The organism is Humibacter ginsengiterrae, assembly GCF_054780115.1.
The window spans coordinates 1-22,053 of the sequence record NZ_BAAGWY010000017.1; the positions used below are offsets into that span (position 1 = coordinate 1).

Here is a 22,053-nt window from a genome sequence, read left to right on the forward strand (position 1 = left end):
GTTATCGGTCATCGTGGGATCTCGCTTTGCTTCTTGCCGGAAACAACTGGTCATCCCACGATGGCCCTCCTACGTCAACGACGACGAGAACCCCGCGGGAAGTGACACCACGCTACGAGACGCACCCCGCGTGGAAGCGCTGCGCCGATCGATCCACAGAGCGACCGGTCGGGTATCCGTGATCTCAATGACTCTTTGACACCGGACATGTCCACCTACCGATGGGCTGAGCATTCGGTCGGTAACGGCAAAGCTGACGTGCGATTCCTGCCGAACCTTGCTTCGCTGCCTTCGTCGGCGTACACCGTGCGGTACCCGGTGCGAGACCCAGCTGAGCGCACTGGCGCGAGTATGAGTACCGAGGAACGTAAGTACGGCAAGATCATCTCCAGGGGCACCATCACCGCCCCTGAACAGTGGATCGACTTCGCGCTCGAGCACGGCGACCGAAGTTCACTCTTGAGCTCTACGTGACAAACGGGGACGGCCACACCTCACGCGATGCGAACCTTTTCCAGAACCTCGGCTGAGGAAAACGCCGCTGCTGTCACGAGCACCATGAAGGTACCGTCTGCAGCGTCTCGGCGTCGGCTACTTGCGGGAGTAGCCTGACGCGCGTGAAGCGTATCGGCGAGAAGCGTGCTCGTGCACGTCGGCCCTCCGGACGGGTCAGCGTCGGCGCTGGAACTGTCGCCGTCGCATTCTGCTTTGCCCTGTCGGGTTGCGCCAGCATCGACGCTCACAGTGCCGTAGTTTCAGCTCCACCCGCTCCAACCGACATCGGAGCGCCCCCGCCGGCTCAAACTCCGGTTCGTGGGCCAGCGTTCCCGTCACCTCAACCTGGAGTGACCGCGGACCCCGCCTCCATGGCAACAGCGCGAGCCCGCCTCGCCACCGTCTCCGTTCCACCCGGCGCTGCCGCTAGCCCGACACGACCAGACGGCGTCGCCTCCGCCCTCGCGATGAGTTTCTGGTGCCAACCCATGGCTGACGTCATCGGGTACTGGACGGTACCCGGCGCATCGGTCGAGTCAGTGGTCGATTACGTGAAGGCGCACTCTCCGGCAGGACTGACGCTGGAAGAAGTGACCAGCAGCAACGCCGCCGGGGATGTCCACGTGGACGCAGAAATCATCGAGTACGCAGCCAGCCCCAACGCTCAGAACGGGCTCGTCATCGAAGTGACACCCGTGAACGACGGGGCCGGCATCCGCGCCGATTCGCTCGAAGTTCCCAGCAACGCCACCTGCGCAACAGCACCGCCCGGCACCGCCCTCGGATACTGGGGCGGATAACCCGTCGGCGGAACACCGAACATCGAAGGGCGACCGCCGACACTCAGTGGTCCACATCGCTCGCACGAAAGCGGATCCACCTTCGCACACAGTGGTTTGAGGATCGCAATCGTGTACACAGTTGAACATGCGGCCATAATCGACACATGGAAACAGTGACGACGGAAGTTTCGACGCGGGAGCTTCGTAGCCAGCTCTCGGAAGTGCTGGGGCGCGCGATGTACGCCGGAGAACGCATCGGCGTCACGCGTAATGGCAAGCTCGCGGCCGTGGTGATCGGCGTCGCGGACCTGGAGGAACTCGAGGCCTTCGAGATGGGGCAGGATGTTGCCGCGTATCGCGAGGCGAAAGCGGCCGATGACGGCAGCCGCGTCAGCCTCGACGAGCTGCGCCGCGACCTCTCCTCGTGAGTTATCGCGTCGACTTCACCACCGCTGCCGCACGGCAGGTGAAGAAGCTACCCCGACCGGCGCGTGATCGCGTGTTGGATGCAGTCGACGATCTCGGGGAAGACCCACGACCGCACGGAGCAAAGAAGCTGGTCGGGGAGGACACGGCCTGGCGTATCCGCGTCGGCGACTACCGGGTCATCTATGACATCTTCGACGAAGAACTCAGGGTGACCGTCATACGCGCTGCACACCGACGCGAGGTCCACAACCGATAACCCCGCGATTGACCCGCACGATCCTCAATCCTGCTGTGGACGGTTCGGTTCTGCGTGATGGTGCTCTGATGAATGAGATACAGGTCGGCTACGCGAGAGTGTCGACTGCCGAACAGGACTTGACTGCTCAGCGGGATGCTCTTGTACGGCTGGGAGTGGATAAGAGTCGGGTCTTCGTCGATCACGGACTGACGGCACGAACCGTGCCCGTCCCGGTTCACGGGAGGCGTTGGCATCGGTTCGATCGGGCGACACTTTCGTCGTCACCAAGCTGGATCGTTTGGCGAGATCGTTACGGGATGCGCGGGACATCGCCACGGAGCTGACGGCTAAGGGGGTGGTGCTGAGTCTGTGCGGGAGTCTCTACGACTCCACCGATCCCGTCGGCCGCGGACACAGCGGTGACGTCTGCGATCACCTCAGGGCCGGGCGCGTCATCGTCGCGGTACATGAGTGCCGAGACCGGACACTGGGGTGTCCAAAGTGTGTCCAAACAGCCCTGGATACACAAGAACGGCAGCCCTTCAAGGACTGCCGTTCCCACTGTTTTCCAGGTGAGTAGCGGGAGCGGGACTTGAACCCGCGACACCACGATTATGAGCCGTGTGCTCTAACCACCTGAGCTATCCCGCCGCAGACTCCGTGCCGACTGAGACAGCCGCTGCACCGAGCTGGAGCCCCGAGTCAGGATTGAACTGACGACCCCTTCCTTACCATGGAAGTGCTCTACCACTGAGCTATCGGGGCGCACCGAAAGACGTGAGGTCCGATCGGCAACCGTACGAGAATACCATCATCCGGCGGGCCGATCGGCCACGTGACGGACCGTCGTAGCGGCGTCGATCACACGGTGCAGCGCGCCACGGAGAGCCTCGAGTTCCGACAGTTCCATGCCGAGGCGCTCCACGATCTGCGGTGGAACATCCAGTGCCTTCTCACGAAGGCGCAGGCCCTGCTCGGTGAGGGTGACGCGCAACATCCGCTCGTCGTTCTGGTCGCGCTCGCGCTTGACGAGACCGGATGCCTCCAGCCGCTTCAGCAACGGAGACAACGTCGCCGGCTCCAGCTGCAAGGCACGACCGATCGCCGCCACGGTGCGCGGGCTCTCCTCCCACAGCGCCAGCATGACGAGGTACTGCGGATGCGTCAGCCCGAGCGGCTCCAGCACCGGGCGATACAGCGCGATAACGCTGCGGGATGCCACGGCGAGCGCGAAGCACACCTGGTTGCCGAGCTTGAGCAGCTCGTCGGGAGCGAGGATGACGTCGGATGCGATGGATGCCTCGGCATCCGTCGAGCGACTCGCTCCGTTTGCGCGCTTGGCCATGCAGCACCTCCGGGGACGATGTTACGCTGACCCTAATAGTTTGTACCCTAATGATTAGCGTGGCAGTGAGCGGGAGAGTCGTGCAGCGGAAGTTCTGGAACTGGTACGAGCGGTTCAACGCGATCGTCCGCACGTTCACCGGTCCCGCGCAGCTCGGGGCCGGGCATCCGGAAGGTCCGGACGTGCGTCGCACCGACAACCCCTGCCCACTCTGCGGCGCACCCATGACGTCGCACACCGTTCTGCGGTCGGACGACCAGCGCACGGCCAGCCGCCTCGTCTGCCCGCTCGGCGCGGCGTAGCGCGGCGTTTCGATTCGAAGCACTTCGCGTCGCTGTGCCATCAGCCGGAATCGCTGCTCAACGAGCGGAAACGACCGAGGATCGAATCAGGGTCTCACCGAGCCCGTCGAGCCTCGCACGATCAGCCTCGTGGCCAACTCTTCTCGCGGCGGGTGGTCGTCGAAGTCGCTGCCCGCCCGGCCGATCCTCAGCAGCATCCGCAAGGCAGAGGCCGCCATGTCGGCGATCGGCTGCTGCACCGTCGTCATCGGCGGAGACGCCCAGCCCGCTTCCGGCAGGTCGTCGAAACCTACGACGCTGAGGTCGCCGGGGATCATGAGCTTCAGCTCCGCTGCCGCGTCGTACACGCCGAGCGCCAGCGTCTCGGTGCAGGCGAACAGCGCCGTCGGACGGTCGGATGCCGACAGCATGCGCAGCGCGGCGTCTCTACCCGATGAGCGTTGCCATCCTGCATGCGTGTGATGGGATGGCGCGAGGTCGAGACCGGATGCGGCCAGCACGGAGCGGAACCCATCGAGGCGCGCCCTGCTGTACTCGAAGGAGTCGGAGACATCGATGACCCCGACTCGCGTGTGGCCGAGCGCGAGCAGGTGCTCGGCCGCGGACCTTCCGCCCTGCCAGTTCATCGCACCGACGCTTCCGACGCCGGGAGGAGGCGCCGACATCGGATCGAGCAGCACGACGGGTCGGCCGGCATCGGACAGCCGCCGCCACTGGTCACGCGTCGGCGCGACCAGTGCCAGGATGGCGCCGCGCGACGGGCGGCGCAGCACTCGGTCCACCCAGTCGGACTGGTCGCGCACCAGAGTGATCACCACATCGAGGTCTTCCTCGCCTGCCGCAGCCTCGACGCCGGTCAGCGCGCGGTTCGTCCAGGAGCTCTCCCCCGACGCCAGCACGAAGTCGACGAGCGCGGAGTCCTGGCCGGATGCCGCGGTGGGGTCCCTGCCGGCCGGTGCGTACCCGAGTTCCTCCGCGACCCGCAGAATGCGCTTCCTCGTCGCGGGCGCGACATCCGTACCGCCGCGCAGCGCCTTCGACGCCGTCGGGATGCTCGTGCCCGCTCGCTCCGCGATGGCGGACAGAGTCGGGCGGCGCGCGCGACCCTCTCCGGCAGCGGGTCTCTTGGCGGGCACCACGTCATCGTAGAGCACGGCTTGCGCAAACTATTTATCGCCTGAAATATGTTGCGCTCCCAGACATATCGCGGCATGCTTCCGATAGCACCGAAAACTTCGCGCTGGTATTGCGCAAACATCCCGGACCCGGAACGGCAACGTTCAACGACGAACAAGCGGCGCGTGCCGCGAGGAGGAACCATGTCGACATCGACACCCGCCAGCGCCTTCACCCGGCGCGCTTTTCTCTCTGCGGCCGGGGCGGGCATCGCCACCGCGGCACTTGCGGCCTGCAGCTCCGGCTCGAGCGGCTCCGGCTCATCCGGCGGAACCTTGAAGTTCTGGAACATGCCGTGGGGCGGCACGAAGTTCAATCCGCTGGACAAGAAGATCACCCTCGCGTACAAGCCGGCCAAGGGCCTCCCCTCCGCTACGTACCAGGAGATCCAGTGGTCGAACTTCAACCAGACGTTCTCGTCGGCTGTCGCGTCGAACACGGGGCCTGCCGTGAGCTCAGGCGGCGGCACCCAGGCGTTCCAGTTCGCCAAACAGGGCAAGATCGCGTATGCCGACCACCTCATCGACAGCTGGAAGTCCAACGGACTCTACGACGACTTCCTCCCAGGACTGCTCGACGCGATGAAGACCGAGAAGGGCTACGTCGCGATTCCGTACAACCTCGACATGCGCGTGCTCTGGTACAACAAGACGCTGCTCGACAAGGCGGGCGCCACGCCCCCGACCGACTGGCAGAGCTATCTGGATGCAGCAGCGGCGCTGAAGAAGATTGGTGTGTACGGGTTCAGCCTGAGCAGCAATACGAGTGGCGGAAACAGCTTCCAGACCCTCACGGGCGTCATGATCAACAACGGCGGCGGCATCTTCGATGAGGAGCAGAAACCGAACTTGGTCACGAGCGCCAACATCGAGGCGCTCGACTGGGTGGTCGAGATGGTTCGCAAGGGGTACGTCGACCCCGGCAACCTCGGCTACTCCAGCACCAACACCAACACGCAGTGGAGCAAGGGCACCTGCGCGATGGGCATCGACGTGCCGGGCCTTCCGCAGAACGTGACCGGCCCGGTGCAGAAGCAACTCGTGCTCGGCGACCCGCTGGTGAGCGCGGCGGGCAAGAAGGGCGCGCTCTACTTCCCGAACAACATCATGATGTACAAGAACACCCCCAGCCAGAAGGGCTCTGAGGCGTTCCTGACCTACTACTACAAGCACATGTCGGCGCTATGGACCCAGAACACCGGCATCGGCCTGCCGCCGCTGAGGTCGATCGCCGACACCAGCGAGTTCAAGTCGAACCCGTCCAACGTCAAGCTGGTGGATGTCTGGCAGCCGATCTGCAAGACGTGGGCGGCACCCGGCGGCACGGCTTTGTTCTCGAACGTGACGCTCGTCGACAGCACGCCGGCGATGTCCACGTTCGCCCAGTCCGTTCTCTCGCAGAAGTCCACGCCGAAGGAAGCGCTCACCACGCTTCAGTCGACGCTCATGTCACAGCTGAAGAAGTGAGCGCGCGGGCATCCTGAACGGAAACGTGGATGCCCGGCAGCGCGCGAGTTCCGACGCCTTCCCACAGCGCATGGAAGTGGTGGAGAGGACCGGCACCCGATCCGACGTCGAGCTCGTCCGCGTGCGCCAGGCTGTCGTGAAGCCACTGCTTCGCGGCGACGAGCGCCCGCGGCCAGTCGTTCACGCGGACCTGAAGGGTGGCGATTGCGGACGACAGCGAGCATCCGGTGCCATGGGTGTTCCGAGTTTGGATGCGGGCGCTCGTCGCCTCGAAGAGCCTTCCGTGCTCGCCCAGCCGGCCCCCGGCATCCACTAGCGCGTCCGTCGAGGCCGGGCCTTCCGCGTGCCCGCCGGTGACGAGAACGATCATGTCGTACGCCGCCGAGAGCACGGACGCCTGTTCGAGGGCGTCCCGCCATGTGCCGGCCCGAGGCGCACGGGTCAGCGCGGCCAATTCGTCCAGGTTGGGGGTGATCACGTCGACCGCCTCGAACAGTGCGGGCAGTGCTCGTTCTCCTGCGGCATCGAGCAGGCGGTGCCCTGACGAGGAGAGCAGAACCGGATCCAAGACGACCCTCGGCGGCCGGGTCGTGTGCAGCCAATGTGCGACAGCCCCGACCGATTCCGCGTCGGCCAGCATGCCGATCTTCACCGCGTCGATCGCGACGTCGTCGCTGACAGCCCGGAGCTGTTCGGTGAGGAACCCGGCTCCGGGCACGTGCATCGCACGCACGCCGCGCGTGTTCTGCGCCACGAGAGCCGTGACCACGGCCATGCCGTAGCCGCGGTTCGCTGCGATGCTCTTCAGATCCGCCTGGATGCCCGCGCCGCCGGTCGGATCGCTTCCGGCGACGCTCAGCACGCGCGGTATGCGGCCGTGTGCGTCGCTCACGAAGAGGACTCCGCCATCCACCGCTCCATGCCCCCGGCGAGCACGCTGACTCGTGGAAAGCCCGCGTCGCTGAGTATCGCTGCGGCCGCGCGGGATCGCGTGCCGACCGTGCAGTACACGACGACGTCCGTGTCGTGTACTGCACGGCCGGAGGGGATGTCGCGAAGCGCGCCTTCCGCTCCGAGCTGCTGCAGCGGCAGCGATCGTGCCCCCTCGATGTGGGCGACCTCGTACTCCCCGGCATCCCTCACGTCGATGAGTTCGAGCCCCACGTTTCCGGGAGCGCACAGCCTCGCGCGAAGTTCCGAAGGCGCCATCTCGTGCACCTCGGCGGCCGGCCGGCGGGATCCGGACGCGAGACGGTTCGCGGCCCCCGGCGTACGTCTTCCCGGCTCCCCCGTTGCGGGCGGATCGCACGCGATGCGGTACTCGCGCCAGGTCGCCTCGCCGAGGTCGAAGACCACCAGCCTGCCGAGCAGAGAACGACCGGTACCGGTGATGAGCTTGACCGCCTCCGCTGCCATGATCGACCCGGCCGCTCCGCACAGCATCCCCAGCACGCCCGCCGACTCGCAGGTCGGCGCCTCGGCCTGGGCATCCGGGTAGAGGTCGCGATAGCCGGGGCCGAAGGTGTTCCAGAAGACGCTGACCTGGGCACCGTAGTGCAGGATGGAGCCCCACACGCACGGCATCCCGAGAACACCGGCGGCGTCGGAGACGACGTAGCGGGTCGCGAAGTTGTCGGAGCCGTCGACGACGAGGTCGTATCGTGCGAAAAGGTCGACCGCGTTGTCGTCGGTGAGTCGCACGGCGTGGGTCTCCACCTCGACCAGCGGGTTGATCGCGCCGATCGCGGCGCGAGCCGACTCCGTCTTGAGCCTGCCCACGTCGCCCGAGCTGTGGATCAACTGACGTTGCAGGTTGCTCGGCTCCACGACGTCGTCGTCGATCACGCCGAGCGTTCCGACGCCCGCCGCCGCCAGATAGGCGAGGACGGGCGAGCCGAGGCCGCCGGCTCCGACGACCAGCACTCGCGCCGCCTTCAGCCGCCGCTGGCCGATCGCACCGAATCCGGGCAACGAGAGATGGCGGGCGTAGCGCTGGAATTCATCCGCCACCAGCGGCGGGCCGGGCTCCACGAGGGGCGCAGGCCGCGGCGTGCTCTCGGACGCGATCACAGGTCGGGCCGCCCTTCCATCGGGGAGGACGCAAGTGCGGCCCTCCGTTCCGGGATGCGCCCGGAGACCGCAGCCGCACGGCCGGCGATGACGGCGTGCCGGAAGGCCGTGGCCATTCCCACCGGGTCCTGCGCTCTCGTCACCGCCGTCGCGAGGAGCACCGCGTCACATCCGAGTTCCATGGCCAAAGCCGCGTGCGACGCCGTGCCGATTCCTGCGTCGAGCACGACTGGCACCGACGCGCGTTCCGCGATCATTTCGATGTTGTGGGGGTTGAGGATGCCGAGACCGCTCCCGATCGGGGCGCCGAGCGGCATGACGGCCGCGGCCCCTGTCTCCTCCAAGCGCAGGGCCAGCGCCGGATCGTCGTTCGTGTAGGCGAAGACGACGAAACCGCGCGACACCAGCTCCTCGGTCGCGCTGGCCAGCTCGACGGGGTCGGGGAGCAGCGTGCGCTCGTCGGCGATGACCTCCAGCTTGACCCAGTCTGTCCCCACCGCTTCGCGCGCGAGTTCGGCCGTGACGACGGCTTCGCGCGCGGTCAGGCACCCGGCGGTGTTGGGAAGCACTCGGATGCCCAGCTCGGTGATCAGCCGGAACAGCGACCCCTGGGCGGAGGCAACGTGCCGGCGCATCGCCACGGTGGTGAGGCGGCTACCCGAAGCGACGAGGGCGGCTTCGAGAACCGAGTGGTTCTGCGCGCCGCCCGTTCCCATGATGAGCCTCGACTCCAGTTCGACGCCGTCGATAGTGAGGGTGTCCGTTAGCACGGTCAGCCTCCCTGGGTCGCGGTCAGAACCTCCACGACATCGCCGTCGGCCAGCACCGTGTCGTTCCATCGCGCTCGCGGCACGACCACGAGGTTGCGGGCGACCGCGAGGCCCGTCGGCTGCCGCTCGGCGTCGTTCCCATCACGTGGAGCGTTCTGCGGCTCGGCCGGTGAGCATGCGAGGACTTCGGCCAGCACCCCGGCCACCGTGCATCCGGGGTCGGCGAACCGCGGTCGCCCGTTCACGACGATCTCGATCACGACGTGCTCCTTTCCTGCTGTGCGAATGGCTCGACCGTCGGTGCGTATTGCTCTGCCTGTGGTGCGGACAACTCTGCTCGTGGTGCGAATGCGGCCGGTCGTGGCCCGAACCGGTCGGGACGGAACCGGGACCAGCGCGAGTCTTCGCTTCCGCGCACCAGGTCGAGACAGATCTCGGCCGCGATCGGAGCCAGCAGCACTCCGTGCCGGAAGAACCCTGTGGCGATGATCAGCCCGGGCACATCCGTGCCGTCACCTGCACCGGTCCGTCCCAGGAAAGGCGCGTTGTCCGGCGTCGCGGGGCGTGCTCGCGTCGTCGCCTCGATGAGGTCGAGCTCGGCCACAGCGGGGAGCACTTCTTTCGCGTCGGAGAGCAGGCGATGCACGGCGCCGGCCGAGACACCGCTTCGGCCGTCTTCCCGCTGGGTCGCGCCCAGCACGACGGTGCCGTCTGCACGAGGAACCAGATAGACCGGCGCTCCGTGCACGAGAGCCCGGACGGTCATGGTGAGCAACGGGCGCAGGTGTTCGGGCACTCGAAGGCGCAGGATGTCGCCATACACGGGACGAAGCGGCATGCCTGCTCCGGTAAGGCCGTCGAGCCCGGATGCCGCAACGCCGTTGGCGACGACGACCTCGCCAGCGGCGATGGACGTGCCGTCGTCGAGCTGCACGCCCACGACTGGCGAAACGGGGTCGCAGGCATCCGCGTGCACCAGGGCGACGACGCGCTGCCGCACGATGCCGGCCCGCGCACCCCGGGAGAGCCCCTCGGCGAGCGCCTGTGCCAGCACACGAGGGTCGACCTGATGGTCGCCCGCCACGCGATAGGCGGCGGACACCCGCGGACCCAAGAACGGCTCCTGAAGCCTCGCCCCGCTCCGCGTCAGCGGTTCGACCACGAGGTTCCTCCGCCGAAGCGCGGCGTGCAGGTCAGCCAACGCCTGCGTGTCACCGCGATCGAGGCCGACCAGAAGGGTGCCATTCGCGAGGTACGCTGCCTCCGCCCCCGGTACCGACTCGATGAACCGCGGATAGAGGTTCGCCGAAGCCAGCATAAGGTCGAGAAGCGCTTCCTCCTGGTAGTGGTATTCGCCGATGGGCGTCAGCATTCCCGCCGCAGCGAAGGTGGCCCCGCTTGCCGGTCGGGGATCGATGACCCGCACGGAGTACCCGGCCTGCATGAGCATCCACCCGATGCTCAACCCGATGACCCCGCCGCCGATGACAGCGACATCGACCACCTCGGGGCCGTTCGTCGCACGCATTCCCTGCCTCGCTACGCTGGACCGGTGTCCCTGAATGCCGCCCGGCTCTACCTCTGCACAGACGCGCGCACCCGCCAAGGCGACTTCCCCGACTTCGTCTCCGCCGCATATCGGGGCGGCGTCGACATCGTGCAGCTGCGGGACAAGTCGCTGGAAGGCGGCGAAGAGCTCGAGCTTCTCGTGGCCCTGGCCGAGGTCGCTGCACAGCACGGCAGGCTCTGGGCGGTCAACGATCGCGCCGACATCGCCCGCTTGGCCGGTGCCCCTGTGCTGCACCTCGGACAGAAGGACCTGCCGCCGTCCGCCGCGCGCGCGATCGTCGGAGCGCAGACGGCGATCGGCCGGTCCACCCACACCGCTGCACAGGTGGATGCCGCCATCGCCGCTCCCGATCTCGGCTACTTCTGCGTCGGGCCGGTGTGGTCCACGCCGACGAAGCCCGGACGCGCGGCCGTGGGGACCGAGCTGATCAGGTTCGCGGCGCAACGAAGCACGCCGCGCCCGTGGTTCGCGATCGGCGGCATCGACGCGAGCACCATCGGCGAGGTGGTGGATGCCGGTGCGCGGCGGGTCGTCGTGGTGCGGGCGATCACCGACGCCGACGACCCCGAGGAGGCCGCACGCCGGCTGTGCGGCGCCCTGCCCCTTCTGGAAGACCCCGCGCATCCTCAGTGAACCGGCCGTCCGGACGTCGCCGAACGGCCTCGTGATCAGGGCGGACATCACGACGGTTACGGGCGGCCGACGCCGGGCTCGGGAAGGTAGACCCGTCCGCCCGACGCGCGGAAGAGGGCGGATCGTTCGTTCATGCCCGCGATCACCTGCTGCTCGGAGAGTCCGCCGAACTCGTCCCGGATGTCTTGAGAGATGCGCATCGAGCAGAACTTCGGCCCGCACATCGAGCAGAAGTGCGCGGTCTTGGCCGGCTCCGCGGGCAGGGTCTCGTCGTGGAACTCCTCCGCGGTGACCGGGTCGAGGGAGAGCGCGAACTGGTCGCGCCACCGGAACTCGAATCGCGCTCTCGAAAGCGCGTCGTCCCGCTCGTGGGCGCCCGGATGCCCTTTCGCCAGGTCGGCGGCGTGCGCGGCGATCTTGTAGGTGATGACACCCGTCTTCACGTCATCCTTGTTCGGAAGACCGAGGTGCTCCTTCGGCGTGACGTAGCAGAGCATCGCGGTGCCGTAACGGGCTATCTCGGTCGCACCGATCGCCGAGGTGATGTGGTCGTAGCCAGGCGCGATATCGGTGACCAGCGGTCCGAGGGTGTAGAACGGGGCACCGTCGCAGAGCTCCTGCTGACGCTCGACGTTCTCCCGCACGAGGTGGAACGGAACGTGCCCGGGGCCCTCCACCATGACCTGCACGTCGAACTCCCACGCCCGCCTGGTCAGCTCGGCCAGCGTGTCGAGCTCGGCGAACTGGGCGGCGTCGTTCGCGTCGGCGATGGAACCCGGCCGCAGCCCATCGCCGAGCGAGAACGCGACATCGTAGCGAGCGAAGATCTCGCACAGCTCGTCGAAGTGGGTGTAGAGGAAGTTCTCCTCGTGGTGCGCAAGGCACCATCCCGCCATGATCGATCCGCCGCGGGAGACGATCCCGGTGACCCTTTCGGCAGTGAGTGGAACATAGCGCAGGAGCACTCCGGCGTGCACGGTCATGTAGTCGACACCCTGCTCGCACTGCTCGATGACGGTGTCGCGGTAGAGCTCCCATGTCAACGCGTTCGCGTCGCCGCCCACCTTCTCCAGCGCTTGGTAGATCGGAACGGTGCCGATCGGAACTGGTGAGTTGCGGATGATCCACTCTCGGGTGGTGTGGATGTCGTCCCCGGTCGACAGGTCCATCACGGTGTCGGCACCCCAGGTGGCCGCCCACTGCAGCTTGTCGACCTCCTCGGCGATGGAGCTGGTCACCGCCGAGTTGCCGATGTTGGCGTTCACCTTCACCAGGAACGCCTTGCCGATGATCATCGGCTCGGATTCCGGATGATTGATGTTGCTGGGGATGATCGCCCGCCCCGCGGCGAGTTCCGCGCGGACGAGCTCGACATCGCAGTTCTCCCGCAAAGCGACGAAGCGCATCTCCGGGGTGATCACGCCGCGCCGGGCGTAGTGCATCTGCGTCACCGTGCGGCCGTCCAGGGCCCGGCGCGGCACCGGCTTGGCGCCCTTCCACTCGGCGGAGGCCGCACCTCGGCGCTGCGCGGCCCTGCCATCGTCGTTCAGGTCGCGGCCGCGGCCTTCGTACGTTTCTGTGTCGCCGCGCGCTGCAATCCATTCCTCACGGAACGGCGCGAGCCCGAGCACCGGGTCGCTGCCGGGCCCGGCCGTTCGGTAGGCCACGAACGACTCGTCCGACGTCGTGCCCAGCGAGATCGAGGTGACCGGAACACGGATGCCGTGTTCGTCGTCGCGCAGATAGGCGAGCGTGTGCGATGGGTGGATCGAATCCATGGAGGAGCCCTACTTCCTTCGCCGGCATTGTCCGGACAGGTTCTACGGTCGAAGCTGCGGCAGCTTCCTCTCAGCCCTTGCAAGGGCTCCCGTGTAGATCGCCATCACCCTATCAACGTTCCGGCCGAAGGGCAGCCGCCGGTCATCAGGCACGTGCGAGAGCATGGATGGACACGCATGCAACGACTCGAATCAAGGACGTATCAGTGGTGAATACAACGGTGAACACGGCCCCTTCGACGGAGGAAGCCATGTCGGAGGCACCGCACGAAGCGACCGGCCCGCAGAGCGACACCGCAGCGACGCCGACCAGCACCGGCAACGAGTGGTGGCGCACAGCGGTGATCTATCAGGTGTATCCGCGGTCGTTCGCGGACAGCAACGGCGACGGCTTCGGCGACCTGCCCGGTATCACCGCTCACCTGCCCGCTCTGCAAGACCTCGGTGTCGACGCGGTCTGGCTCTCCCCGTTCATGACGTCGCCGCAGCGCGACGCCGGCTACGACGTCGCCGACTACTGCGACGTGGACCCGCTGTTCGGCACGCTCGACGACTTCGACCGGATGCTCGCGGCCGCCCACGACCTCGGGCTACGCGTCATCGTCGACCTGGTGCCGAACCACACGTCGTCCGATCACCGCTGGTTCCAAGAGGCGCTGGCATCCGCTCCGGGCAGCGAGGCGAGGAGCCACTACTGGTTCCTCGACGGCAAGGGTGAGAACGGCGAGCTTCCGCCGAACAACTGGGAGTCGGTCTTCGGGGGCCCCGCCTGGAGCCGCACGACGAACCCGGACGGCACCCCTGGACAGTGGTACCTGCACCTGTTCGACTCGTCGCAGCCCGACCTCAACTGGGAGAGCCCCTGGGTGTGGGAGCAGTTCCGCGGCATCCTGCGGTTCTGGCTCGATCGCGGAGTGGACGGATTCCGCATCGACGTCGCGCACGGCATGGTCAAGGCGAAGGGCCTGCCGGACTACACGCCCGAGCAGCGCGGCGGCTCGATGAGCGGCGCCAGCGTGACGCTCGAGCCCGACATCAGCGATGAGGAGCCCGGCTCGCCGATGTGGGCGCAGGAAGGCGGCCACGCCATCTTCCGCGACTGGCACAACGTGCTGGCGGAGTACGACGGCGACCGAGCGCTGTGCGGAGAGGCGTGGGTGAGCCCGCCCGCCAAGCTCGCCAGGTACGTGCGCTCCGACGAGATGCAGCAGACGTTCAACTTCACCTACCTCGAGACGCCGTGGCATCCGGATGCTCTGCGTGCAGTCATCGAGGAATCGCTCGACGCGTTCAACGGTGTCGGCGCCCCGAGCACGTGGGTGCTCTCGAACCACGACGTGATCCGGCATCCGACCCGTTTCGGACTCGCGGATGAGAGCCCGCAGGGCCACGGGATCGGGCCGAAGACGCCGTACCGCCCGAACAAGGCGCTGGGGCTGCGGCGAGCCCGCGCCGCGACCACGGTGATGCTCGCGCTGCCAGGCTCGGCCTACCTTTATCAGGGCGAGGAGCTGGGGCTCCCCGAGGTGATCGATCTGCCCGACTCCGCACGACAAGATCCGACCTGGTTCCGCACGCACGGCGAACGCTACGGCCGCGACGGATGCCGCGTCCCGATCCCGTGGACGGCGTCCGGTCCCTCGTACGGGTTCAGCGACAGCGGGAAGAGCTGGCTGCCGCAGCCGGCCGAGTGGGCGACGATGGCGCGGGACGCGGAGAGCGACGAGCCCGACTCGACGCTCTCGCTCTACAAACTGCTGCTCGCCGAACGAGAGGAACGCTCGCTGGGCAGCGGGATACTCGAGTGGCTGGAGGGCTACGGCGACGACGTGGTGGCGTTCCGCAACGGGGACGTGACGGTGCTGGCGAACCTGGGGCGGGCATCCATTCCGCTTCCGGAGGGCGACGTGATCGTCTCGAGCGAGCCCCTCGACGACCACGAGCTGCCTGCAGACACGGCGGTGTGGATTCTGGGCTGACGCCCGCTCAGCGGTCGGCGACGCCGATCTCGTCCAGAATCGGCTCGAGCTGCGCGAAGAGTCCCGGCTCCGCCGCGATCGTCAGCGCGCGGCTCGCCTCCGCACCGTGCAGGCCGGCGACCTTCGCGCCCGCCTCCGCGGCGACGAGCGCGCCGCCGGCGTGATCCCAGGGCTTGAGGCCCTTCTCGTAGTAGGCATCCAGTCGCCCTGACGCGACATTGCAGAGGTCGAGCGAGGCCGCACCGATACGGCGGATGTCTCGCACTCGCGGAATGAGCATGCTCACCGCCTCGGCCTGCAGCCCGCGCCGGCGGGAGTCGTACGAGAAGCCCGTGCCGACGAGGGCGAGCGACAACTGCTTGCCTGTGGCCACCTGCAGCCGCTTGCGTCCGAGATAGGCGCCGCCGCCGGCACTCGCCGTATACACCTCGCCGCTGGCCGGATTGACGACGGCGGATGCCAGCGAGCGCCACGTGTTCGGGTCGGGGTCGCCCTCCACCACGGCGATCGAGACAGCGTACGCCGGGATGCCGTAGAGGTAGTTGACGGTGCCGTCGATCGGGTCGACGATCCACGTCAGTCCGCTGCTGCTCGCGCTCGCGTCGCTCTCCTCGCCGAAGAAGCCGTCGCCGGGGCGGGCGTCTGCGATGCGTCCTCTGATGAGGTCTTCGGACTCGCGGTCCGCCGCCGTGACGATGTCTTCCGGTGCCGTCTTCGTCGCCGCGACCTCGACACCCTCCTCGCGCCGGCTGTGCACGAGATCGCCGGCCTCGCAGGCGATCGTGCGGGCAAGGATCAGGAGCTCATCGATAGTGGAAGGCACCCCTCGATGCTAGGGGCCGCCGCCTGGAGGATCTCTTTGGCGTGTCGCGCGCAATCGATCTATTCTCCTTTCATCGAAGTTGTGTTCGATTGTTATGCGAGGAGGTCTGCCGTGAGCATCACTCATACCACCGACATCGTCACCGTCTGGATCGATGAAGATGGCGTTCCGAGACGGATGTTCTGGGCCGGCCGTCGCTACCGCGTCACCGATACGCCGACTCGGCTGGGGCCCGAGCCCGGCATTCCGCTGAGTCCGGCGATCACGCATCCGCCGACGCCACTGAAGGGCTGGCGCTTCCAGGGCACGAGTGACGACGGCGACACCCGCGTGTTCGATGTGCGCCTCGCAGACCTCGGCGTGTGGGAGCTGATTCGCGTCATCGATTGACGCTCGTGGCAGCATGTGATCGTGAGCACCGGGGCCGACGACTTCGCGCAGGATGCCGTCGATGCGGCGGAGATCGCCGCGGGCAGGCATCCGTCGGACAAGCCGATCTACCGAGCGACGCCGCAGGATGCGATCGGTCGGTACTTCGCGAAATACGCCGTGTTCCATGGTCGGGCGAGTCGCAGCGAGTTCTGGTGGGCGTACGCGCTGAACATCGTCGTGTTCCTGCTCGCGGGAATCGGTGTCGAGATGGCGAACGGCCTCGCGGGGCCGTTCGCGCCGAGGCCGACGACGGGGAGCACGGTGATCGGCATCGTTTTCGGGCTGTACGTGCTTGCGGTGATCGTTCCGACCATTGCCGTGATGGTGCGCCGGCTGCACGACGCGAACCTGGCGGGATGGTGGTTCCTGCTCACCCTCATTCCGTTCGCCGGCCAGGTGATCGGCGTGATCTTCGGCATCCTGCCGAAGCAGGGCTACGGAAAGCGATTCGACCGGGCCTGACGCACTGCCCCTGACGGGCCGCCGGTCCAGCCGACGGGCCGGGTGCCCCGGTGCTGACAGCGGGCGCCGCCAGTTGCGCTACTGCCCCGAACGCTTGCCGGTCTGCTGCTCCCAGAGCTCGAGCTCGCGGGTCAGCGCCTTCGCGAGCTCGAACACCTGCTCCGGCGGAATGCGCACCCGGGTCACGACCCTCGCGTTCACCGAGCGCTGCGGTTCGCCGTCTTCGTCGAGTGTCTCGGTCGCCGGACCGCGCAACGATGCGAAGTCGAGCACGAACACGCTGTCGGTGTGCCAGATGCTGGCGAAGTCCGCGAAACTGCCCGCCTCGACCTCCGTCGGGATGTCGAAGTTGATCTGCGTCGGCACGTTCCGCTGCTCGTCGGGCATGGAGACGAGCCTATCCGGGCATCCGCTGACTCAGCGTGGAGTCAGCTGCTGCACAATCGACGCGGTCGCCGATCACGATGGATACGTCGTGGGGAATGCGGCATCCTCGCCGGTGTGCTGCACGCGGTTCTGCGCATCCACCATGATGACCTTCGGTCGCACCCCGGATGCCTTCGACAGCTTCACCGACCCGTAGGCCATGATGATCACCCGGTCGCCGAGGGCGACGAGCCGGGCGGCCGCACCATTCGCACCGATCACGCCAGAGCCCGGCTCGCCCTCGATCACATACGTTTCGAACCGCTGACCGTTGTCGATGTCGACCACGGTGACCTTCTCTCCCACGAGGATGCCAGACGCGGCCAGGAGATCGCGATCCACGGTCAGGGACCCGACATAGTGCAAGTCAGCCCTGGTCACCGTCGCGCGGTGGATCTTGGCACGGAGCATGGTTACGCGCACGGAGGGACTCCTCAGCGAAAGGGACGAAGCGGGCGGGCTGCGACAGTTTATCGAGACGACCGAGCGTCGAGGCGTGTCCCCCGTTGTGGAGCGGAATGCGCACGACCGGTCCTCCGTCCGGGCGCGTAGTGTCAAAAGGGCAGCCGCTCCCGCAGCGTTCTGCGACGAGCGGAGCCGCCATGGTGCACCCAGAACCGGCAGTCGCGAGAGTTCACTCCCGTATGGCCTGGATCGGAACAGCCATTGTCGTCGCGCTGGTGACGGCCGCGGGGCTTACCTCCTGCACGGCGTCGCCCGCGCCGAAGGCATCGACCGGGTCTTCATCGGCGCCGGACTCCAAACAGGCCGAAGGCATAGCGTCGCTCGTGCGCACGGCCATGACCCAGCAGCACTTGAAAGCTGTCATCGTGCGAGTGACGGTGAACGGCAAGGTCGTGGCCATGCAGGCGTTCGGGGACTCGATGACCGGTGTCCCGGCGAAGACCGATATGCAGTTCCGCAACGGGGCCGTCGCCTTCGAATACCTCAGCAACCTGCTTCTGCAGTACGTGGACGAGCACAAGGTCGCACTCGATGACACGATCGACAAGTGGATGCCCGAGCTTCCGGACGCCGACAAGGTGACTCTCAAGATGCTCGCGAATCAGACATCCGGCTACCCCGACTTCGAGACCGACCCGGGGTGGACGGCGGCGTACAACACGAACCCGTTCCACCTCTTCACGTTCGATGAGCGCATCAAATACGCGTTCGACCGGCCGATGGAGTTCGCTCCCGGCACGAACTGGAGCTACGCGCACACCAACTTCATGATCCTGGGTCACATTCTCGCCATGATCGGCAAGAAGCCGCTCGACCAGCTGCTGAAGCAGAAGGTGCTCGATCCCATGGGTCTGAAGAACACCGTCGCGAACTCGACAGCGGTCTTCCCCGGGCCGACGCTGCACGCATACAGCTCCGAACGAAGGGTGCAGCTGGGCGTGCCCCTGGCAGCCCGTTCTACGAGGAGTCGACGTACTGGAACCCGGCGTGGGGTACCCCGATCGGCGCGGCCGAGACCACCGACATCACCGACATGACGACGACGGCCGTGGCGATCGGCACCGGCAAGCTACTGTCGAAGGCGAGTTTCCACGCGATGACCGACTCGAAGCTGATCGGCTTCGGCACCCACCTGCCGGTGTGCGGCGGTTCGTGCTTCACGCAGGTTCCCGGCTACAACTACGGCCTCGGTGTGGTTCGCTCGGGCTCGTGGATGCTGCAGAATCCTCTGCTCAGCGGCTACAGCGCCACGGAGGCCTATCTGCCGTCCAAGAAGGTCGCGATCGCCGTCGCCTGCACGTTCACTCCCGCCGCCTTCGACGACCAGGGCGACTACGCGAATTCGTCCGACACGCTGTTCCGTCAGATCGGCGGATATCTCGTTCCCGACGACGCGCCGCCGATGAGCAAGTGACGATGCGGCCGCGGCTTCGGCTGTACGTTGCCGAGCCCCTCCTGACCAGGTCAGAAGGGGCTCGACGCACACAGTGGCAGGTGAGGGATTCGAACCCCCGAAGGCTATGCCGGCTGATTTACAGTCAGATCCCTTTGGCCGCTTGGGTAACCTGCCGAGGCGCTCCCGACCACGTGTGATCACCTGACCGAAGGCGCGAACTCAAGGATACCCACGCTCTCGCATCCGGTGAAATCGTCGGCCGTCCCGGGCCCGATCGCTGCGAAACCGGCGGATCGCGCCGAAACCGGCGCATTGTGCCCGGGCCTCAGCACGAACCCCCGGTTTCAGCGAGTCGAAGCGCGCCGGAGGTCGATCGGATGGGCGTCAGGGCCTCGGCGAGTTGTCCGACGACAGGCCCTCTCCACCGTCCGCGGGCCCACCGGGGGTGGGCGACCCCGGCGCGGGCGATCCCGGCGCGGGCGACCCCGGAGCGGGCGATTCCGGCGGCGACGGCGACGCGGGTGGCGCCGTGCGGGCATCCGTCGCGCCCAGCTCGGACGCCTCCTCGATGACCGTCTCAGCCGAGCCGGATGCTTCCGGGTCGGGTTCCGGAAGCGTGCCGCCGGCATCCGCTACCGCTTCCGCCGCGTCTTCGACCTGGCGCTCGGCGCGCCGCGAGCGCACCGCACCGGCGATGATGAGCGCGATCACACCCAGCAGCACGATGATGCCGGCGACGATCAGCCAGGGCGTCACGTCGGATCCGGTTGCGGCGAGGCCGCCGAAGTGTTCGGTCACGCGGCAAGCATAGAGGAGCCTCTGGGCCGAAAAGCCGCGACAGGTGGCCGAATTGCCGCGCGTCACCAGCCTTCGGTGCGCCCCTTAAACTCGCAGGGATACGGAATCGATCGCGTGAGGAGCTTGAGTCATGGCAGATTCGTCGTTCGACGTCGTCAGCAAAGTCGACAAGATGGAGGCCGACAACGCCGTCAACCAGGCGCGCAAAGAGGTCGACCAGCGCTACGACTTCAAGAACGTGGGGGCATCGGTCGAGTGGAGCGGCGAGAAGATCCTGCTCAAGGCCAACTCGGAGGAGCGGGTCAAGGCCATCCTCGACGTGCTCGAGTCGAAGTTCATCAAGCGCGGCGTCTCGCTGAAGAGCCTGGATGCCGGTGAGCCGTACGCCAGCGGCAAGGAGTTCCGGCTCGAGGTGGCGCTCAAACAGGGCATCGATCAGGAAGCCGGCAAGAAGATCAACAAGCTGATCCGCGATGAGGCGCCGAAGTCGGTGAAGAGCCAGATCCAGGGCGACGAGGTGCGCGTCTCGTCGAAGAGCCGGGACGATCTGCAGGCCACGATCGCGCTGCTCAAGAAGGCCGACGTCGACGTCGACCTGCAGTTCGTGAACTTCCGCTGAGACGGGCATCCATGCCGCTGCCTTCTACGGACACCACCGTTCTCTACGCCTCCGCGGGGCCCGAGGCACTGCGCGCCGAAGCCGTCGTGCTGCACCTTCAGCCGTACGGCGATCGGCAGGAGCTCGTTCTGCTGGATCGCACCCCAGCACATCCCGTCGACCGCGCTTGGCCCGATCAGGGACCGGACACCGGATCGATCCTCGTGGATGGGCGGGAGGTGCCGATGATCGACGTCGTCGTCGGCGCGACTGACGGAACGAACCTGTTCGTCGGCGACGATGTTCCGGTGCGTCGCGGCACCGAGGGATGGGCGTTCGTCGTCGCGCACGTGCTTCAGGCGCCGAGCCGCATCGCGGTCGGTGACGACGTCGTCGTGAGCGTTGATGCCGCGCACCGCCGCGAGCTCTCCGTCGGCCACACGCTGTGCCACCTGGCATCCCTTGCGCTCAATGAAGCGCTCGCGGACCGATGGACGAAACCCGTGAGAGAGGATGCGCTTGGTTGGCCGGACTTCGACCACGAGGCGATCCAGTCCTCCACGATTGTGCCCAACGGATCCGTCGACGTCTTCCGGCTCAACAAGTCGCTGCGGCGCAAGGGATTCACCACCGACGGGCTCGCGGATGCGCTCGGGGCGGTGGCTGCGGCTGCTTCGAAGGCGCTTCGGACCTGGATAGCGACGGATGCGCCCGTGCACATCGAGCGCGACGGCGACGGTCTCGGCGACCCGCGATTCTGGGTGTGCGACTTGCCGGAGGTCTCGGACGGACCCGTCGCGGGGCCCGCGGCCTCCGCCCGGATCGCCTGCGGTGGCACTCACGTGAGCTCACTCGGGCAGCTGGGCGAGGCATCCGTCGTGCTTGAGTTCGGCGACGACGCGGGTACGCCGACGCTGACCATGCGGTGCACCGCGCAACCTCGGTGAGCGGGGCGGCGATAAGACGCTGACCCGGCCACATCAGCGGATTGCGCACGTCGGGTTCAGGCCGGCGAGTGTGCTGGAAGCCACGGCGCTCGCATACGTCGATGTCCAGCCCTTCCATGCGGTGCGAATGCCGATGGTGTAGCTCGCGGAGAGTGTGCCGCCCAGGAGAGGCAGCGTCATCGTCGTTGTGTAGGACGCGGCAGCGCCGCTGGACGGCGTGGTGCTCACAGCCGTTCCGGTCGCCAGGCCGTTCAGCGAGGTGGCCGGCACCATTCCCGCCGCTGATGCGAAGCCCGCGTTGCTCGGCATTACCAGGGCCGGGGACATCCCGGGGAACGACCAGGTCAGTGTTGCGACCGGTGTCACTCCCAGCGCCCCGGTCACGTACGTGCACTTCGTGATCGTGGGCTGCTGCAGCGTCATCGCCGTGAAGGTCGCGCCTCCGTACTCGGAAGCCCGCCAACTCGCATCCGTCTCCGCGGGCTCGAAGGCAAGGCCGGCCAGCACCGCGGCAACCGCAACACAGCCGGCGAGGGCTCGCGCCCGCCACCGGCTCGCCCGCTTCTGCTCAGTCACGTCGTCGTATCCTCGCCCGCGCGACAACAGTGAAACCGCTGCAAGCTCCAGTAGTGCTGCACCCAGTGGCGTCGAGCTCGTCGCGGCGAGCCACGGA

General features: G+C 67.1%; 26 protein-coding genes, 3 tRNA genes, 1 pseudogene and 1 riboswitch. Of the genes and pseudogenes, 14 read left to right on the plus strand and 16 right to left on the minus strand.

The genetic code is table 11. The annotated features are described in order from the left end of the window. Positions 1–983 precede the first annotated feature (983 nt). The 4 genes and pseudogenes from ACYVII_RS16550 to ACYVII_RS16565 all read left to right on the plus strand — a co-directional run. Positions 984–1,295, plus strand: a complete 312-nt coding sequence (locus ACYVII_RS16550) for a hypothetical protein (protein WP_460537131.1) — start codon at positions 984–986, stop codon at positions 1,293–1,295. A 146-nt stretch (positions 1,296–1,441) separates the two neighbouring features. Further along, positions 1,442–1,705, plus strand: a complete 264-nt coding sequence (locus ACYVII_RS16555) for a type II toxin-antitoxin system Phd/YefM family antitoxin (RefSeq protein WP_460537133.1) — start codon at positions 1,442–1,444, stop codon at positions 1,703–1,705. Further along, on the plus strand, positions 1,702–1,962 hold the full coding sequence (locus ACYVII_RS16560; protein ID WP_460537135.1) for a type II toxin-antitoxin system RelE family toxin: 261 nt from the start codon (positions 1,702–1,704) through the stop codon (positions 1,960–1,962). The genes ACYVII_RS16555 and ACYVII_RS16560 overlap by 4 nt, the downstream gene beginning before the upstream one ends. A gap of 68 nt (positions 1,963–2,030) precedes the next feature. After that, positions 2,031–2,353 (plus strand): annotated as a pseudogene (locus ACYVII_RS16565) (recombinase family protein); the annotation flags it as partial. 168 nt (positions 2,354–2,521) lie between these two features. Here the strand turns inward: ACYVII_RS16565 and ACYVII_RS16570 are convergent. From ACYVII_RS16570 to ACYVII_RS16580, 3 genes are all read right to left on the minus strand, one after another. Beyond that, a tRNA-Met gene (locus ACYVII_RS16570) sits at positions 2,522–2,595 on the minus strand. 39 nt (positions 2,596–2,634) lie between these two features. Next, positions 2,635–2,709, minus strand: a tRNA-Thr gene (locus ACYVII_RS16575). Between the two features lie 46 nt (positions 2,710–2,755). Continuing rightward, positions 2,756–3,289: a MarR family winged helix-turn-helix transcriptional regulator gene (locus ACYVII_RS16580; protein ID WP_460537137.1), complete on the minus strand. Its 534-nt coding sequence runs from the start codon at positions 3,287–3,289 to the stop codon at positions 2,756–2,758. 59 nt (positions 3,290–3,348) lie between these two features. On the opposite strand from ACYVII_RS16580, the gene ACYVII_RS16585 reads away from it, so the two are divergent. After that, positions 3,349–3,591, plus strand: a complete 243-nt coding sequence (locus ACYVII_RS16585; RefSeq protein ID WP_460537140.1) for a hypothetical protein — start codon at positions 3,349–3,351, stop codon at positions 3,589–3,591. An 86-nt stretch (positions 3,592–3,677) separates the two neighbouring features. Here the strand turns inward: ACYVII_RS16585 and ACYVII_RS16590 are convergent, their stop codons facing one another. Then, complete coding sequence (locus ACYVII_RS16590) at positions 3,678–4,727, minus strand: LacI family DNA-binding transcriptional regulator (protein ID WP_460537142.1); 1,050 nt, start codon at positions 4,725–4,727, stop codon at positions 3,678–3,680. A 183-nt stretch (positions 4,728–4,910) separates the two neighbouring features. On the opposite strand from ACYVII_RS16590, the gene ACYVII_RS16595 reads away from it, so the two are divergent. Then, on the plus strand, positions 4,911–6,233 hold the full coding sequence (locus ACYVII_RS16595; RefSeq protein ID WP_460537144.1) for an ABC transporter substrate-binding protein: 1,323 nt from the start codon (positions 4,911–4,913) through the stop codon (positions 6,231–6,233). On the opposite strand, the gene thiD is transcribed toward ACYVII_RS16595, so the two are convergent. The 5 genes from thiD to thiO are packed head-to-tail and all read right to left on the minus strand — an operon-like array spanning position 6,211 to position 10,601. After that, entirely contained in the window at positions 6,211–7,125 is a 915-nt protein-coding gene (thiD, locus tag ACYVII_RS16600) for a bifunctional hydroxymethylpyrimidine kinase/phosphomethylpyrimidine kinase (protein WP_460537146.1), read from the minus strand. The genes ACYVII_RS16595 and thiD overlap by 23 nt on opposite strands. After that, positions 7,122–8,300 carry a ThiF family adenylyltransferase gene (locus tag ACYVII_RS16605; protein WP_460537292.1) on the minus strand — a complete coding sequence of 393 codons (1,179 nt, stop codon included), beginning with the start codon at positions 8,298–8,300 and terminating at the stop codon, positions 7,122–7,124. Before ACYVII_RS16605 ends, thiD begins: the two co-directional genes overlap by 4 nt. Continuing rightward, positions 8,300–9,073 carry a thiazole synthase gene (locus ACYVII_RS16610; protein ID WP_460537148.1) on the minus strand — a complete coding sequence of 258 codons (774 nt, stop codon included), beginning with the start codon at positions 9,071–9,073 and terminating at the stop codon, positions 8,300–8,302. The genes ACYVII_RS16605 and ACYVII_RS16610 overlap by 1 nt, the downstream gene beginning before the upstream one ends. Positions 9,074–9,075: 2 nt before the next feature. Continuing rightward, entirely contained in the window at positions 9,076–9,333 is a 258-nt protein-coding gene (gene thiS / locus ACYVII_RS16615; protein WP_460537151.1) for a sulfur carrier protein ThiS, read from the minus strand. Next, a complete protein-coding gene (thiO, locus tag ACYVII_RS16620; RefSeq protein ID WP_460537154.1) occupies positions 9,330–10,601 on the minus strand; it encodes a glycine oxidase ThiO in 1,272 nt (423 codons plus the stop codon). The genes thiS and thiO overlap by 4 nt, the downstream gene beginning before the upstream one ends. Before the next feature lie 24 nt (positions 10,602–10,625). On the opposite strand from thiO, the gene thiE reads away from it, so the two are divergent. Next, positions 10,626–11,276, plus strand: coding sequence for a thiamine phosphate synthase (gene thiE, locus ACYVII_RS16625; protein WP_460537156.1), 651 nt, complete (start codon positions 10,626–10,628; stop codon positions 11,274–11,276). A gap of 56 nt (positions 11,277–11,332) precedes the next feature. On the opposite strand, the gene thiC is transcribed toward thiE, so the two are convergent. After that, entirely contained in the window at positions 11,333–13,054 is a 1,722-nt protein-coding gene (gene thiC / locus ACYVII_RS16630) for a phosphomethylpyrimidine synthase ThiC (RefSeq protein ID WP_460537158.1), read from the minus strand. Further along, positions 13,051–13,157, minus strand: a riboswitch (TPP riboswitch). Its footprint overlaps the gene before it by 4 nt. Before the next feature lie 148 nt (positions 13,158–13,305). On the opposite strand from thiC, the gene ACYVII_RS16635 reads away from it, so the two are divergent. After that, positions 13,306–15,033, plus strand: a complete 1,728-nt coding sequence (locus ACYVII_RS16635; RefSeq protein ID WP_460537159.1) for a glycoside hydrolase family 13 protein — start codon at positions 13,306–13,308, stop codon at positions 15,031–15,033. Between the two features lie 7 nt (positions 15,034–15,040). Here the strand turns inward: ACYVII_RS16635 and ACYVII_RS16640 are convergent, their stop codons facing one another. Beyond that, entirely contained in the window at positions 15,041–15,856 is an 816-nt protein-coding gene (locus ACYVII_RS16640; protein WP_460537161.1) for an inositol monophosphatase family protein, read from the minus strand. 111 nt (positions 15,857–15,967) lie between these two features. On the opposite strand from ACYVII_RS16640, the gene ACYVII_RS16645 reads away from it, so the two are divergent. After that, positions 15,968–16,246, plus strand: a complete 279-nt coding sequence (locus ACYVII_RS16645) for a DUF6504 family protein (RefSeq protein ID WP_460537163.1) — start codon at positions 15,968–15,970, stop codon at positions 16,244–16,246. Between the two features lie 21 nt (positions 16,247–16,267). Next, entirely contained in the window at positions 16,268–16,750 is a 483-nt protein-coding gene (locus ACYVII_RS16650) for a DUF805 domain-containing protein (protein WP_460537165.1), read from the plus strand. Between the two features lie 78 nt (positions 16,751–16,828). On the opposite strand, the gene ACYVII_RS16655 is transcribed toward ACYVII_RS16650, so the two are convergent. Together ACYVII_RS16655 and panD are read right to left on the minus strand one after the other, a co-directional pair. Further along, positions 16,829–17,137 (minus strand): DUF3467 domain-containing protein, encoded by a 309-nt coding sequence (locus ACYVII_RS16655; protein WP_460537167.1) that lies wholly within the window; start codon positions 17,135–17,137, stop codon positions 16,829–16,831. Between the two features lie 72 nt (positions 17,138–17,209). Next, on the minus strand, positions 17,210–17,587 hold the full coding sequence (gene panD / locus ACYVII_RS16660; RefSeq protein WP_460537294.1) for an aspartate 1-decarboxylase: 378 nt from the start codon (positions 17,585–17,587) through the stop codon (positions 17,210–17,212). A 233-nt stretch (positions 17,588–17,820) separates the two neighbouring features. Here panD and ACYVII_RS16665 point away from each other — a divergent pair, with 233 nt between their 5' ends. Beyond that, positions 17,821–18,678 carry a serine hydrolase domain-containing protein gene (locus tag ACYVII_RS16665; RefSeq protein WP_460537169.1) on the plus strand — a complete coding sequence of 286 codons (858 nt, stop codon included), beginning with the start codon at positions 17,821–17,823 and terminating at the stop codon, positions 18,676–18,678. Beyond that, positions 18,675–19,055 carry a hypothetical protein gene (locus ACYVII_RS16670; protein WP_460537171.1) on the plus strand — a complete coding sequence of 127 codons (381 nt, stop codon included), beginning with the start codon at positions 18,675–18,677 and terminating at the stop codon, positions 19,053–19,055. The genes ACYVII_RS16665 and ACYVII_RS16670 overlap by 4 nt, the downstream gene beginning before the upstream one ends. Positions 19,056–19,129: 74 nt before the next feature. Here the strand turns inward: ACYVII_RS16670 and ACYVII_RS16675 are convergent. Together ACYVII_RS16675 and ACYVII_RS16680 are read right to left on the minus strand one after the other, a co-directional pair. After that, a tRNA-Tyr gene (locus tag ACYVII_RS16675) sits at positions 19,130–19,211 on the minus strand. Between the two features lie 210 nt (positions 19,212–19,421). Next, positions 19,422–19,835 (minus strand): LPXTG cell wall anchor domain-containing protein, encoded by a 414-nt coding sequence (locus ACYVII_RS16680; protein ID WP_460537173.1) that lies wholly within the window; start codon positions 19,833–19,835, stop codon positions 19,422–19,424. Positions 19,836–19,965: 130 nt separating this feature from the next. On the opposite strand from ACYVII_RS16680, the gene ACYVII_RS16685 reads away from it, so the two are divergent. Beyond that, positions 19,966–20,454: a YajQ family nucleotide-binding protein gene (locus tag ACYVII_RS16685; protein ID WP_460537176.1), complete on the plus strand. Its 489-nt coding sequence runs from the start codon at positions 19,966–19,968 to the stop codon at positions 20,452–20,454. Positions 20,455–20,465: 11 nt separating this feature from the next. Continuing rightward, the gene (locus ACYVII_RS16690) at positions 20,466–21,380 is read left to right on the plus strand and encodes a metal-dependent hydrolase (protein ID WP_460537178.1); all 915 of its coding nucleotides are present in this window, start codon (positions 20,466–20,468) and stop codon (positions 21,378–21,380) included. 33 nt (positions 21,381–21,413) lie between these two features. On the opposite strand, the gene ACYVII_RS16695 is transcribed toward ACYVII_RS16690, so the two are convergent. Next, positions 21,414–21,956 (minus strand): hypothetical protein, encoded by a 543-nt coding sequence (locus tag ACYVII_RS16695; RefSeq protein WP_460537180.1) that lies wholly within the window; start codon positions 21,954–21,956, stop codon positions 21,414–21,416. Positions 21,957–22,053: the final 97 nt, after the last annotated feature.

Bases quoted from the DNA above. Each gene is read 5' to 3' on its own strand.
- ACYVII_RS16550 (WP_460537131.1), top strand. From the start codon at position 984: ATGGCTGACGTCATCGGGTACTGGACGGTACCCGGCGCATCGGTCGAG.
- ACYVII_RS16555 (WP_460537133.1), top strand. From the start codon at position 1,442: ATGGAAACAGTGACGACGGAAGTTTCGACGCGGGAGCTTCGTAGCCAG.
- ACYVII_RS16580 (WP_460537137.1), bottom strand. From the start codon at position 3,289: ATGGCCAAGCGCGCAAACGGAGCGAGTCGCTCGACGGATGCCGAGGCA.
- ACYVII_RS16595 (WP_460537144.1), top strand. From the start codon at position 4,911: ATGTCGACATCGACACCCGCCAGCGCCTTCACCCGGCGCGCTTTTCTC.
- thiO (WP_460537154.1), bottom strand. From the start codon at position 10,601: ATGCGTGCGACGAACGGCCCCGAGGTGGTCGATGTCGCTGTCATCGGC.
- thiC (WP_460537158.1), bottom strand. From the start codon at position 13,054: ATGGATTCGATCCACCCATCGCACACGCTCGCCTATCTGCGCGACGAC.
- ACYVII_RS16635 (WP_460537159.1), top strand. From the start codon at position 13,306: ATGTCGGAGGCACCGCACGAAGCGACCGGCCCGCAGAGCGACACCGCA.
- ACYVII_RS16655 (WP_460537167.1), bottom strand. From the start codon at position 17,137: ATGCCCGACGAGCAGCGGAACGTGCCGACGCAGATCAACTTCGACATC.
- panD (WP_460537294.1), bottom strand. From the start codon at position 17,587: ATGCTCCGTGCCAAGATCCACCGCGCGACGGTGACCAGGGCTGACTTG.
- ACYVII_RS16665 (WP_460537169.1), top strand. From the start codon at position 17,821: ATGGCCTGGATCGGAACAGCCATTGTCGTCGCGCTGGTGACGGCCGCG.
- ACYVII_RS16670 (WP_460537171.1), top strand. From the start codon at position 18,675: ATGACGACGACGGCCGTGGCGATCGGCACCGGCAAGCTACTGTCGAAG.
- ACYVII_RS16685 (WP_460537176.1), top strand. From the start codon at position 19,966: ATGGCAGATTCGTCGTTCGACGTCGTCAGCAAAGTCGACAAGATGGAG.
- ACYVII_RS16690 (WP_460537178.1), top strand. From the start codon at position 20,466: ATGCCGCTGCCTTCTACGGACACCACCGTTCTCTACGCCTCCGCGGGG.